At 72.8% G+C, this 12,348-nt stretch carries 16 protein-coding genes; 7 read left to right on the plus strand and 9 right to left on the minus strand.

Annotated elements, in window-relative coordinates; all coding sequences use genetic code 11:
- The first annotated feature begins 3 nt into the window (after positions 1-3).
- From PV796_RS06085 to PV796_RS06095, 3 genes are all read left to right on the plus strand, one after another.
- Positions 4-855, plus strand: a complete 852-nt coding sequence (locus PV796_RS06085) for a hypothetical protein (protein WP_274911885.1) — start codon at positions 4-6, stop codon at positions 853-855.
- Between the two features lie 70 nt (positions 856-925).
- Positions 926-1,321, plus strand: coding sequence for a roadblock/LC7 domain-containing protein (locus PV796_RS06090; protein WP_274911886.1), 396 nt, complete (start codon positions 926-928; stop codon positions 1,319-1,321).
- A gap of 127 nt (positions 1,322-1,448) precedes the next feature.
- Entirely contained in the window at positions 1,449-1,823 is a 375-nt protein-coding gene (locus PV796_RS06095; RefSeq protein WP_274911887.1) for a hypothetical protein, read from the plus strand.
- 5 nt (positions 1,824-1,828) lie between these two features.
- Here the strand turns inward: PV796_RS06095 and PV796_RS06100 are convergent, their stop codons facing one another.
- From PV796_RS06100 to PV796_RS06125, 6 genes are all read right to left on the minus strand, one after another.
- Entirely contained in the window at positions 1,829-2,650 is an 822-nt protein-coding gene (locus PV796_RS06100) for an urease accessory protein UreD (RefSeq protein WP_274911888.1), read from the minus strand.
- Positions 2,647-3,342 (minus strand): urease accessory protein UreG, encoded by a 696-nt coding sequence (gene ureG / locus PV796_RS06105; protein WP_274911889.1) that lies wholly within the window; start codon positions 3,340-3,342, stop codon positions 2,647-2,649. The genes PV796_RS06100 and ureG overlap by 4 nt, the downstream gene beginning before the upstream one ends.
- Positions 3,343-3,404: 62 nt before the next feature.
- Positions 3,405-4,079, minus strand: coding sequence for an urease accessory protein UreF (locus PV796_RS06110; RefSeq protein ID WP_274911890.1), 675 nt, complete (start codon positions 4,077-4,079; stop codon positions 3,405-3,407).
- Positions 4,080-4,121: 42 nt separating this feature from the next.
- Positions 4,122-5,843 carry an urease subunit alpha gene (locus tag PV796_RS06115; protein WP_274911891.1) on the minus strand — a complete coding sequence of 574 codons (1,722 nt, stop codon included), beginning with the start codon at positions 5,841-5,843 and terminating at the stop codon, positions 4,122-4,124.
- Positions 5,836-6,147, minus strand: coding sequence for an urease subunit beta (locus PV796_RS06120; protein ID WP_274911892.1), 312 nt, complete (start codon positions 6,145-6,147; stop codon positions 5,836-5,838). The genes PV796_RS06115 and PV796_RS06120 overlap by 8 nt, the downstream gene beginning before the upstream one ends.
- Before the next feature lie 17 nt (positions 6,148-6,164).
- Complete coding sequence (locus PV796_RS06125) at positions 6,165-6,467, minus strand: urease subunit gamma (protein WP_274911893.1); 303 nt, start codon at positions 6,465-6,467, stop codon at positions 6,165-6,167.
- A 537-nt stretch (positions 6,468-7,004) separates the two neighbouring features.
- Between PV796_RS06125 and PV796_RS06130 the strand changes: the two genes are divergently transcribed.
- Positions 7,005-7,934, plus strand: a complete 930-nt coding sequence (locus PV796_RS06130; protein ID WP_446750676.1) for a M28 family metallopeptidase — start codon at positions 7,005-7,007, stop codon at positions 7,932-7,934.
- 57 nt (positions 7,935-7,991) lie between these two features.
- Here the strand turns inward: PV796_RS06130 and PV796_RS06135 are convergent, their stop codons facing one another.
- Positions 7,992-8,306: a type II toxin-antitoxin system Phd/YefM family antitoxin gene (locus tag PV796_RS06135; protein WP_274911895.1), complete on the minus strand. Its 315-nt coding sequence runs from the start codon at positions 8,304-8,306 to the stop codon at positions 7,992-7,994.
- A 59-nt stretch (positions 8,307-8,365) separates the two neighbouring features.
- Here PV796_RS06135 and PV796_RS06140 point away from each other — a divergent pair, with 59 nt between their 5' ends.
- The 3 genes from PV796_RS06140 (at position 8,366) to PV796_RS06150 (ending at position 10,204) form a co-directional block, all read left to right on the plus strand.
- Positions 8,366-9,001, plus strand: coding sequence for an ATP-dependent Clp protease proteolytic subunit (locus PV796_RS06140; RefSeq protein ID WP_274911896.1), 636 nt, complete (start codon positions 8,366-8,368; stop codon positions 8,999-9,001).
- Between the two features lie 7 nt (positions 9,002-9,008).
- Entirely contained in the window at positions 9,009-9,314 is a 306-nt protein-coding gene (locus tag PV796_RS06145; RefSeq protein WP_274911897.1) for a hypothetical protein, read from the plus strand.
- 416 nt (positions 9,315-9,730) lie between these two features.
- Positions 9,731-10,204, plus strand: coding sequence for a C40 family peptidase (locus tag PV796_RS06150; RefSeq protein ID WP_274911898.1), 474 nt, complete (start codon positions 9,731-9,733; stop codon positions 10,202-10,204).
- An 86-nt stretch (positions 10,205-10,290) separates the two neighbouring features.
- On the opposite strand, the gene PV796_RS06155 is transcribed toward PV796_RS06150, so the two are convergent.
- Both PV796_RS06155 and PV796_RS06160 read right to left on the minus strand, forming a co-directional pair.
- Positions 10,291-10,719: an ATP-binding protein gene (locus tag PV796_RS06155; protein WP_274911899.1), complete on the minus strand. Its 429-nt coding sequence runs from the start codon at positions 10,717-10,719 to the stop codon at positions 10,291-10,293.
- A 276-nt stretch (positions 10,720-10,995) separates the two neighbouring features.
- Positions 10,996-12,234, minus strand: a complete 1,239-nt coding sequence (locus tag PV796_RS06160; RefSeq protein WP_274911900.1) for an 8-amino-7-oxononanoate synthase — start codon at positions 12,232-12,234, stop codon at positions 10,996-10,998.
- Positions 12,235-12,348: the final 114 nt, after the last annotated feature.

The following is a 12,348-nucleotide window of genomic DNA, read 5'->3' on the forward strand; positions in this document are numbered from 1 at the left end:
GACATGGCTGGGACACCGCTCCCGCACCGGGGCCCGATCGGTGACGACGGCCGGTCCGGCCCGTTGGGCCGGTACGCCGCCCAACGGGCCACCGGCGCCCTGCGCGGCCCCGATGGCTGCGTCTACCTCCACGAGGGCGCGGTCTACTGCGTCGAGTGCCCGGCGGCCCCCGACATCGGGGCCCGGCTCGCGCGGGCCGGCCGGTTGCCGCCGGAGTGCTGGCGGCGCGCGGAGGCCGCGGCCGGAATGACCCACCAGGGCGGTCAATTCCTGCTGACGCAGGGCTGGTTGACCCGCGGCGAGCTGGAGCTCTGCCAGCTCGCCGCGCTGCTCGACGCGGCGTGCTTCGTCCTGCCGCCGGCCTCCGGGGCCACCTCCTTCACCCCGGGCGACGCGCACTGGCTGGGGGTGATCCGCCCGGTCGGCGCGGTCGCGCTGCTGGCCGCGGTGGCGCGACGGCGGGCGCAGCTCGACCGGTTGGGCGCCTGGGCGGCCGCCGACGGCGCGCCGGTGGTGCCGTTGCCGGCGGAGCAGCCGGGCCACCCGCCCCTGACCGGCCGTCAGCGGCGGCTGCTCGCGCACGCCGACGGGGCGCGCACCCCCGGCCAACTCGCCCATGAGCTGGGCCAGTCGGCGTTCTGCACCCTGTTGGAGGTGCGGCGGCTGGCCGCGGCCGGGCGGGTGCGGGTGGCGACGGGGCTGCCGCGCCGGCGCCCCGGGGCCTTCCGGGAAGAGCGGCGGGGCCGGGACGCCGCGGCGGTGTGGCGCCTCCCGGACCCGGGCGTCCTGGAGACCGCGGACCCGGATGTCGCCCTCCTCGTCCGCCTGCGCACCGCACTGGAGGAGAACCTGTGAACCCTTGTGAACCCCGCCCATGAGGCGCGTATTCGCACTGCGCGCCAGAAGAAGGAGCGTCAGAACACCGATGACGAGCGAGACCGAGGCGATCGCGTCCGGGATCCGGGACGAACTGCGCGCGCTGCGCGAGCACATCAGGCATCTGCACGGCGGCATGGTGGCGAGCGCGGACGGGATGGTGATCGCCCATGACCTGCCGGACATCGAACCCGACGGCCTGGCCGCGCTCACCGCCGCGGCCATCGGCGTCGCCAAACGCCTGACCGACGCGACCGGGCAGGGCGGGTTCGAGGAGTACCTGACCCGCGGCAGCCGCGGCTACGTCGCGGCGTACGCGGCCGGGAGCCGCGCGGTACTCACGGCCGTGGCGGGCCCGGAGGCCAACGTGGGCCGGCTCCACCTCCAGGCCCGACGCACCGCCACGCGCATCGCGGCCCTACTCGACACCCCGCCGGGCCGTTAGGCGGCCAGCAACCAGCCTGTGCCGCTCGGCGCTTGGCGACTCTCGGCCGCATCCGCCGACCGTCCCGCACGACCAGCCTGCCGACCGATCCAGCCAGTCCACCGAATTCAGTGAAAGGCCCACCCGCATGACGCAGATGGAAACCGCCCTCAGCGAAGCGATGTCCACGATCGAGGGCGCGATAGGTGTTGCGCTGGTCGACTACACCAGCGGCATGGCGCTCGCCACGCTCGGCGATCCCCAGACGTTCGACCTCAATGTGGCGGCGGCCGGGAACACCGATGTGGTGCGCGCGAAGTTGCGCACGATGGAGATGTTGGAACTCAAGGGCGCCATCGAGGACATGCTCATCACGCTGACCTCGCAGTACCACATCATCCGGCCGCTGACGGGCAAGAGCGGCAACGGTCTCTTCCTGTACCTGGTGTTGGACCGCAAGCGCGCCAACCTCGCGCTGGCGCGCCACCGTCTCGCCCGCCTGGAGGCCGATCTGGAGGTGTGAGCCGCTCAGCCGGCCGCGGCCGCGGCCAGCAGTCGACGCAGCGTCAGACCGTCGGGGGCGACCACGGTGGCCAGGGCGGCGGGTCCGGCGAGTGGGGCCAGGACTCCCTGGCCGGCACCGTCGCCGGCGGCTCCGCCGAGCAACCTCACCTCGGCCGGATGGTCGGCGAACTCCGTTCCGCAGAGGAGGAGTTGGCCGACGGCGCGGTGGCCGCCGAGGACCGCGGAGCTGTCCCAGCCGGGGGCTCCGGGGCCGTAGGCGGTCTCCTGGTCGAGGAGGGTGCGGCCGGCCTGGCGGACCGTCAGGCGGCTCCGGAGCGCGCCGGTGTGCTCGCCGGCGCGGCCCAGCACCTGTTCCTCGCGGAACACCAGGCTGGCGGTGGGCGCGAGGTCGATGGTGGTGGTCATCCGCAGGTCGCTGCCCTGGGCGGAGATCAGCGGCTCCGGCAGCCATTCGAGCCGGGCGCCGTCGCCGACCGTCAAGTGAACGTCGTAGGTGGCCAGTTCGCCGGTCCGGCCGGGCAGTGCGACGGTCGCCGCGGCCGCGGTGATGCGGAGCGAGGTGCCCGGTTCGGCGGTGGCCTCGATGCGCAGCCGGTCGCCGCCGAGCGGGGCGCTCATGGCACCGACCAGGCAGACCCGGGCCTGGTCGGCGTGCGACTGGACGCGCCGGAGCGCGAACGGGCCGCCGCCGTCCAGGACCGGCAGCCGGGTGGTGCCGCCCGGCTCGTCGGCGCGGGCGACGATGCGGGCGGTGGCCCGCAGGCCGGCCGCCGGGAGGGCGGTGGCCTGCGGTGCGGTGGGGAGCGGGAGGGTGCGGGTGGTCATGCCTGGGCCGCGGTCCAGTTCGCCAGCTGCGCCCGGACCCAGTCGGCGACCGGCTTGACGCCACCGGGCTGCTTGAGGGCGGTGAACGCGACGGGCAGGTCGCCGCGTTGGGCCTTGGCGTCCCGGGCCATGCCGTCGAGGTCCACTCCGACGTAGGGGGCGAGGTCGGTCTTGTTGATGACCAGCAGGTCGGCGGTGGTGACGCCGGGACCGCCCTTGCGCGGGATGTCGTCGCCGCCGGCGGTGTCGATGACGAAGATCTGGGCGTCGACCAGGCCCTTGGAGAAGGTGGCGGTGAGGTTGTCGCCGCCGGACTCGACCAGGACCAGGTCGAGCGGGCCGACGGCTTCTTCCAGGTCCTCGACGGCTTCGAGGTTCGCGGAGATGTCGTCGCGGATGGCGGTGTGCGGGCAGGCGCCGGTCTCCACGGCGGTGATCCGCTCGGTGGGCAGCACCGCCTCGCGGCGCAGGAACTCGGCGTCCTCGCGGGTGTAGATGTCGTTGGTGACGACGGCGATGGACAACTCGTCGCGCAGCACGCGGCACAGCGCGGCGACGGTGGCGGTCTTGCCGGTGCCGACCGGGCCGCCGAGGCCGATGCGCAGGGCGCGCCGGGTGCCGTCGGGGCGGATCGGTTCGGCGGCGCTGTAGGTGTGCCGGTGCGGGAAGCCGTCCTGGTGGTCGAGGTGCATGGTGACTCCGGTGGTGCGTGGGGCCGCGGGGTGTGCGGCGCGGTGGATGGGTGGGTGGCGGCTCAGGACGCGAAGAGCCGTACCGGCCAGGCGGCGTGCGCTTCGGCGGCGATGTCGAGCAGCGGCGCGGAGGCGGCGGGCAGGGCGTCCGGGCCCTCGGTGACGGCGCGGTGCGCGGCGTCGGCGCCGGCTTGGGCGACCTGGTCGAGGTCGTCGGCGAGGCGGGCGAGGACGGCGGTGGCGTCGAACGGGTCCAGGCTGAGCAGCCGGACCGCGGCGGTGGCCGGGCCGCTGATGTTCTCGTAGGCGACCGCGTAGGCGGCGTCCACGGGCGTCAGCCCGGCGGACCGGGCGGCCAGGCCGAGGACGACCGGCTGGTGGGCGCCGCGCGGGCGGGCCGCGGCCAGCGCGTCGAGCTCGGGCCCCGGCCAGGTGGCGCGGGCGGCCCGCATCATCTGCCGGCCGAGCCGGCGGGCGACCTGGCGCAGCGCCGGGACGGGTGTGCGGGCGTCCGCGGCGTCGTCCAGGACGAGCGGGTCCAGACCCGCGGCGGCCGCGGCGGCGAGCCCCGCGGCGACCAGGCCCGCGGTGTGCAGCCGGCCCCGGCAGAAGGTCGCGAGGGTGGCGGCGTCCTTGATGTGCCCCGCGGTGACGGCCGGTTCGGCGCCGCCCGAGTGGGCGTGCCCTCCGGCGGGGAACCGGCCGTCGGCGAGGACGAGCAGCGCAGCGCGGCTCATCGATGGTGCTCCGGATCGTGTCGTGACGTCATGAACGGTACGTCAGAAGAGGAAGTACCGCTGGGCCATGGGGAGTTCGGCGGCGGGGGCCGGCTCGACCACCTCGTCGTCGATGGTCACCGTGAAGGTGTCGGGGTCGACATGGACGCGCGGCAGGGCGTCGTTGTTGCGCATGTCGGCCTTCTTGACACCGCGGGTGGAACGGATGGCCTCGAAGGACTTCGCCAGCGGGAGGCGCTCGGGGAGGTCGTCCTCGATGGCCTGCTGGGAGACGAAGTTGAACGAGTTGCTGCCCGGGGCCTTGCCGGTGGCGCCGAACATCGGGCGGGGCAGGATCGGCTGCGGGGTGGGGATGGACGCGTTGGCGTCGCCCATCTGCGCGTAGGCGATCTGGCCGCCCTTGATGACCAGTTGGGGCTTGACGCCGAAGAACGCCGGGTCCCACAGCACGAGGTCGGCCAGCTTGCCGCTCTCGACCGAGCCGACGACGTGGTCGATGCCCTGGGCGAGGGCCGCGTTGATGGTGTATTTCGCGACGTACCGCTGGGCGCGGTGGTTGTCGGCCCGGCCGTCGCCGGGCAGGGCGCCCCGGCGGCGCTTCATGACGTGCGCGGTCTGCCAGGTGCGCAGCACGACCTCGCCGATCCGGCCCATGGCCTGGGCGTCGGAGGACATGATCGAGATGGCGCCGAGGTCGTGCAGGATGTCCTCGGCGGCGATGGTGGAGGGCCGGATCCGGGACTCGGCGAAGGCCAGGTCCTCCGGGACCGCCGGGTTGAGGTGGTGACAGACCATCAGCATGTCGAGGTGTTCCTCGACGGTGTTGACGGTGTGCGGCCGCGTGGGGTTGGTGGACGCGGGCAGCACGTTGGGCTCGGAGACCATCGCGATCATGTCGGGTGCGTGGCCGCCGCCGGCGCCCTCGACGTGGAACGCGTGGAGGGAGCGGCCGGCGATGGCGGCGATGGTGTCGCCGAGGAATCCGGCCTCGTTGAGGGTGTCGGTGTGGATCGCGAGCTGGGCGCCGCTCTCCTCACAGATCGACAGGCAGGCGTCGAGGACGGCGGGGGTGGCGCCCCAGTCCTCGTGAATCTTGAACCCGAGGACGCCGGCGCGCAGTTGGTCGCGCATCGACGGCAGGGACATGGTGTTGCCCTTGCCGAGCAGCCCGACGTTGACGGGGACGTTGTCCATGCCCTCGAAGAGCCGGGCGATGTGCCAGGCACCGGGGGTGATGGTGGTGGCCTTGCTGCCCTCGGCGGGGCCGGTGCCGCCGCCGACCAGGGTGGTGACGCCGGAGGCCAGCGCCTCGTCCGCCTGCTGGGGGCAGATGAAGTGGACGTGGGTGTCGATGCCGCCGGCGGTGAGGATCTTGCCGTTGCCCGCGATGACCTCGGTCTCCGGGCCGATGACCAGGTCGGGGTGGACACCGTCCATGGTGTCGGGGTTACCGGCCTTGCCCAGCGCGGTGATCCGGCCGTCCCGGATGCCCACGTCGGCCTTGACGATGCCCCAGTGGTCGAGCACCACGGCGCCGGTGATCACGGTGTCCGGGGCACCCTCGGCGCGGGTGACGCGGGACTGGCCCATCGACTCGCGGATGACCTTGCCGCCGCCGAAGACCGCCTCGTCACCGGCCCGGCCGGGGCCGCCGGAGCGGTCCTCGCTGATCTCGATGACCAGGTCGGTGTCGGCGAGCCGGATCCGGTCGCCGGCCGTGGGGCCGAACAGGTCGGCGTATTCCTGGCGCGTCAGTTCAGCCATCGAGAGGACCTCCGGTCTCACCGCGCAGCCCGACGACGATCCGCTTGCCCGCGATGGGGACCAGCTCGACCTCGGTGGGGATGCCGGGCTCGAAGCGCACGGCGGAGCCGGCCGCGACGTTCAGCCGCAGGCCGTGCGCGGCCGCGCGGTCGAAGTCGAGGCCGGGGTTGGCCTCGGCGAAGTGGTAGTGGGAGCCGACCTGGACTGGGCGGTCGGCGGAGTTGAGGACGGTCATGCGCGTGAGGGGGAGGCCTTCGTTGAGGCGCACCGGCTCGTCGGCGTAGAGGATCTGTCCCGGGATCATTTTCTGCGCTCCCGTGGTCAGTTGATGGGTTCGTGAACGGTGACGAGCTTCGTGCCGTCGGGGAAGGTGGCCTCGACCTGAACGTCGTGGATCATCTCCGGGACGCCGTCCATGACGTCGTCGCGGGTGAGCACCCTGCGCCCGGAGGACATCAGCTCGGCGACGGTGCGGCCGTCCCGCGCGCCTTCGAGGATGTGCACCGTCAACAGGGCGATGGCTTCCGGGTGGTTGAGCTTCACACCCCGGGCCCGCCGCTTTTCGGCCACGTCTGCCGCCACATGAATCAACAACCGTTCCTGCTCATGCGGGGTCAGTTGCATACGTTCCACCTCACAGGTTTCCACCCGGGCGCATTTACCCAGGTCACAGGCGCGAACATACCTGCGCAGTTAGATGTACCACACAATGTTTAAAGGGCGAGCAAACCGATTTCCACTAGTTGATCAGTAACTACCTCATGACGGAAGGGTAGTTCGGCGAGATTTCGACGCCGTTACGACGGACGAGGAATTGCGCGCACCGTGTCGCGCCTGGCGTAACCCACCTGAAATCACCGGCTGTTACCGTCCGGCGACCGCGCTCCCCCGCCCCGACCTCCGGGGTTGCACGAAAACCCGGGTGGCGAATTCCACACCCCAACCCCCTTCCGGAGTGCGGAAAATCGGTCGGGATAACCCGCGATCAAGGGGAAGTATCCGCCGAAACCAGACGGCGCCCCGACGCCCGGACACGGCTGTCTGATATCCGCTCTTGACTGCAAGGAAAGCCTCTAGCGATCCTCATGCACGCGTCAAGAATTCCGCTGCGCTTCACCCCCCACAACAGCATCGGAGCCCTCCGTGTCACGCTCACCCCGTATGCGCCGCGCGGCCCTCGCCGCCGGCGCCGCCACCGCCGTCGCCGCACTGCTGGGCACCACGACGGCCGCCCAGGCCACCGCGCCCCGCACCGCATCCGCGCCGGACATCCCGGTGGCCGGCATCAAGGCCCACCTCGACAAGCTCCAGTCCATAGCCGACGCCAACGGCGGCACCCGCGCCCACGGCCAGCCCGGCTACAAGGCGTCGGTCGACTACATCAAGGGCAAGCTGGACGCGGCCGGATTCACCACCAGCATCCAGGAGTTCACCAACGGCGGCGCCACCGGCTACAACCTGATCGCCGACTGGCCGGGCGGCGCCGAGGACTCGACGGTGATGGTCGGCTCGCACCTCGACTCGGTCGACGCGGGCCCGGGCATCAACGACGACGGCTCCGGCTCGGCCGGCATCCTGGAGGTCGCGCTGGCCGTCGCCAAGGAACACCTCAAGCCCGCCAAGCACCTCCGCTTCGCCTGGTGGGGCGACGAGGAGGACGGCATGGTCGGCTCCGGGCACTACGTCGACACCCTCGGCGCCGACCGCTCGAAGATCTCCGCGTACCTGAACTTCGACATGATCGGCTCGCCGAACCCCGGCTACTTCGTCTACCACTACAACGACGAGCTGGCGAAGGTCTTCACGGACTGGTTCGGCACCAAGAAGATCGCCACCGAATGGGACACCGAGGGCGACGGCCGCTCCGACCACGCCCCCTTCCAGCGCGCCGGCATCCCGGTCGGCGGCCTCTTCTCCGGCGCCGACTACATCAAGACCGACGCCCAGGCGAAGAACTGGGGCGGCACCGCGGGCAAGGCGTTCGACGCCTGCTACCACCGCGCCTGCGACACGTCCAAGAACATCGACGACACCGCGCTGCACAACCACGCGGACGCCATCGCCAACGCGGTCTGGCAGCTCAGCTCCTGACGCCCCGGAGGCACTGACGGACGCGGCCCCCCGCGGCCGCCCCGCGCTCCACCGAGGTCATCCCTCCCGACCCGGTCGCCGATCCCCGGCGGCCGGGTCGCGGTGTTCCGCGGCGATCCCGAAGCGGCGGCGTTCGCCCGGAGCGGACGGCAGGGGCCGCACGGACGAGACCGTGCTGATCACCTGGTCCCGTTCCTCGGCCTGCTCGCTCCGCCCCCACTCCTCAAGTCGTTCCAGGTCAGCGGCGGACACCAGCGCCGCCAGGGGCTTGCCGTGGCGGGTGACGACCACCCGCTCACCGCCGTAGACGACGCGGTTGATCAGATCCGCGAGCTCGGCCCGGGCTTGCGTCACCGGAATTTCGTAGGCCATGCTCCCATTCTAACGGGATGTACGTCCTGTACATTTTTTACAGACGGAAGGGAGCAGTCATGCTGCGGTCGACGGCCCGCTACGTCCTGCCGGAGTTCACCGAGCGCACCAGCTACGGGACCCGGACCCTGGACCCCTACTCCAAGCTGCTCGACGAGCGGATCGTCTTCCTGGGCACGCCCATCGACGACGCCTCCGCCAACGACGTGATGGCGCAGTTCGTGCACCTCGAACACGCCGCGCCGGACCGGGACATCTCGCTCTACATCAACTCCCCCGGCGGCTCGTTCACCGCGATGTGCGCGATCTACGACACGATGCGCTTCGTCTCCTGTGACGTGGAGACGATCTGCCTGGGCCAGGCGGCCTCCGCGGCCGCGGTGCTGCTGGCCGCCGGCACTCCGGGGAAGCGGCTGGCGCTGCCGCACGCCCGGGTGATGATCCATCAACCCGCGCTCGGCGAGGCGGTCCAGGGCCAGGCCGACGACCTGCAGATCCGGGCCGAGGAGTTGCTGCGTACCCGCGACAAACTGGAGGAGATGCTGACCGAGCACACCGGGCAGCCCCGCGCGCGGATCGCCGCGGACACCGAGCGGGACACCTTCTTCGACGCCCCCGCCGCCCTGGAGTACGGGCTCATCGACGCCCTCACCCACGGCCACAAGCACGCCGGGCCCTCGCCCCTGGGGAGGTGAGGTTCCGGTGCTGCCGGAACTGCCGCCGCTGCCGGCCCTCACCCGGGCCGAAGGCCGGTTGGTCGACTGCTACTTGGAGGTCCTGGACCTCCTGGGCCGGATCAACCCGGCCCGCGGTACCACCACTTACCAGGGCCTGCGCGCCGCCCAGGCCCTGGTAAGCAAGTCCACCGAGCTACGGGAGGCGCTGGCCCTGATGCACGACCGCGGGGAGAGCGAACTGCACAGCGCGACCCTCGGCCGGGCGCTGCGGGTGCTGGACGGGGAGCGCCGGGCGCGGCGGGTGACCGTGCCGCCGCGGGAGGAGCCCTGATCCGACCGTCGCGGGGCGCGCCCGCGGGAGTCGTACGGGCCCTCGCGCGGGGCGCGTCACGGGGGTACGGGCCGGGCGCTTTGGGGACACGTACGACGCGTTGGTGCACAGACGGCGTAGCGGGCGGGGCTACGGTAAGGGGGCGAGGAATTGCGCGAGTTGCCGGAATTTCCCGCCCCCCTTGGGTTTCGACGCTGGTCCCGGGCCCGCCGACGCGCCGACCGCCGGGCCGTTAAGAACAAATCCACCCATTCACACTAAACGTGACCAATGTCACACACTGCAATTTCAGCTCGGAAATCGGGTGGGTGGTGCGTGACGATCCCTTCGACGACAAGCCCCCGCCACAGCGACGGGGCGGTCCGGACCAGCGGCGACCATCGCGGTCCGGATCACCGGCTGACGAAGGGTTGCGCATGGCTATGCGCATGCAGAAGCCGCACCTCCTGGTGCGTGCCGGCACCGTCTCCGCACTCACTCTGGTCACCCTGGGCGGTCCCGCACCGGCCCCGGGCGCGGCCGCGGAGCCCGAATTAGCCTCCGTCTCCACCAAGGCCCTGCGGATCGCCGCCTCCAAGGAGGGAGCCCCGTACCGGTGGGGGGCCCAAGGGCCGAACGCCTTCGACTGCTCGGGGCTGACGCTCTACTCCTACCGGCGCGCCGGACGGGCCCTGCCGCGCACCGCGGCGCAGCAGTACCGGCACACCGAGCACGTCTCGCGCTCCGCCCGCCGGGGCGGCGACCTGGTCTTCTTCCACGCCGGCAGCGGCATTTACCACGTCGGCATCTACGCCGGCGAGGACCGGATCTGGCACGCGCCCAAGGCCGGCGCGGTGGTCCGGCTGGAGCGGATCTGGAGCCGCACCGTCTGGTACGGGCGGGTGCGCTGACCGGGAGACGCCGACGGCCGGTCAACTGTCAGTGGGGCTCGGTAAGTTGGCGGTGGGGTCGGGAAGACGTTGCCGTCACGGTGTGGTCATCGGGAGGTGGTGGGCGGCCAAGGCACCGTTACCCAGACCGTCTTGCCACCGGCGGTGGGTTCGACCCAGAGTCGTCCGCCGCGTTCCGCGGCCAGGGAGCGGATGATGACCAGGCCCCGGCCGTTGTCCTGCTGCACCGCGGCGGGCAGCCGCCGCGGTGGGCGGGACTGGCCGTCGGCGACGCCCAGGCACAGCCGTTCGTCGCGGTCCAGGCGGAGCGCGACGGTGAAGTGCGGGGAGCAGCCGCGGGTGTGCTGGACGGCGTTGGTGGCGAGTTCGGAGACCATCAGGACGAGGTCGTCGACGGCCGCCGCGTCGGGCGGTAGGCCCCATTGGACGAGGACGTCCCGGACGTGTCCCCGGGCCGCGGCGACCGAGGCGTCCAGGCTCGGCAGCGTGCGGGTGGATTCCTGGTGGTCTGCCATGACGACGCCGTCCCTTTCCCACCGAGGCGCGGCCGTGACCCACGGGGAAACGCGCTTCCCGGCCGGGGCCCGACGTCCTCGGATGTGTACTGTGCGCCAGACTGCCACCCATGCTGCCGGTGTGGCGGGTGATCACCCAAGATATCCAGAGTTCTCTCGCCGTGCGCTCACCTGATGCGGTGAACTCTGGTGCGGTGAACGGCGTTTGGGGTGTATGGGGCGCCAGGGGCGGCGGCGCGGCCGGTGTGACCGTGACACCGGTGCCGCCGGGCGGCGTTATCCGGCCACCGGCGCGGTCGCCACGACGGTGTCGGCCGCCGTGGCGACCTGAGCGTCCGTCAGGTCCGCGCGGGCGGTCAGCCGCAGCCGGGAGATCCCGTCGGGCACCGACGGCGGGCGGAAGCAGCCGACCGCTAGCCCGGCCGCCCGGCAGTCCGCGGCCCAACGGACCGCCGCCTCCGGGGAGGGGGCGCGGACGGAGACCACCGCGGCGTCCGGGCGGACCGCCGTCAATCCCGCCGCGGTGAGCCGGGCGTGCAGTTCCCTGGCCACCTGCCGGACCCGCGCCGGGCGGTGCGGCTCGCGGCGCAGCAGCCGGAGGGCGGTGAGCGCGCCGCCGACCGCGGCCGGCGCCAGCCCGGTGTCGAAGATGAACGAGCGGGCGGTGTTGACCAGATGCTCGATGACCCGGGCCGGGCCGAGCACCGCGCCGCCCTGGGAGCCGAGGGACTTGGAGAGGGTCACCGTCGCCACCACGTCGGCGTCGCCGGCCAGCCCCGCGGCGGCCAGCGCGCCCCGGCCGCCCTCGCCCAACACGCCCAGCCCGTGCGCCTCGTCGACCACCAGCGCGGCGTCCCGGGTCCGGCAGGCGTCGGCGAGCGCGGGCAGCGGCGCGGCGTCGCCGTCCACCGAGAAGACCGAGTCGGTGAGCGCCAGCGCCCGGCCAAAGTGGCCGGCCAGCGCGGCGCGGACGGCCTCCGGGGCGGCGTGCGGGACCACTTCGGTGCGGGCCTTGGAGAGCCGGCAGCCGTCGATGAGGGAGGCGTGGTTGCCGGCGTCGGAGACGACCAGGGTGCCCGGGGCGGTGAGCGCGGTGACCGCGGCGAGGTTGGCGGCGTAGCCGGAGGACAGCACCAGCGCCGCCTCGAAACCGCAGAACGCGGCGATTTCGCGCTCCAGTTGGGCGTGGAGTTCGGTGCTGCCGGTCACCAGCCGGGAGCCGGTCGCGCCGGCGCCCCAGCGGTGGGCGGCCTCGGCCGCGCCCCGGGTCACCTCGGGGTGTCGGGCCAGCCCGAGGTAGTCGTTGCCGGCGAGGTCCAACATCGCGGAGTCGGCCGGGCGGGGCCGCAGGGTGCGGACCAGGCCGGCGCGGTGGCGTTCGGCGCGGGCGTCGTCGATCCAGTCGAACGCCACGCCGGAGGCGGGTCGGGGGACGGCGCCGGAGGACGGCCGGGGGGCCGCGGCGGGCGCGTCCGGGGTGTCGTACGGCAGCGTCGGAGCGTGGTCCTGCGGCATCGGCGTCCTTCGTCTGTCGGCCCGGGCACCGCGCCTCATCCCCGGCCCGGTGCGCGGGTGTCGGGGAGCGGTCCCGGCAACGGGCCTGCGGGGCCTCGATTGTGGGCTGTCGAT

This window comes from Streptomyces sp. WZ-12, from assembly GCF_028898845.1.
Taxonomy (GTDB): Bacteria; Actinomycetota; Actinomycetes; order Streptomycetales; family Streptomycetaceae; genus Streptomyces.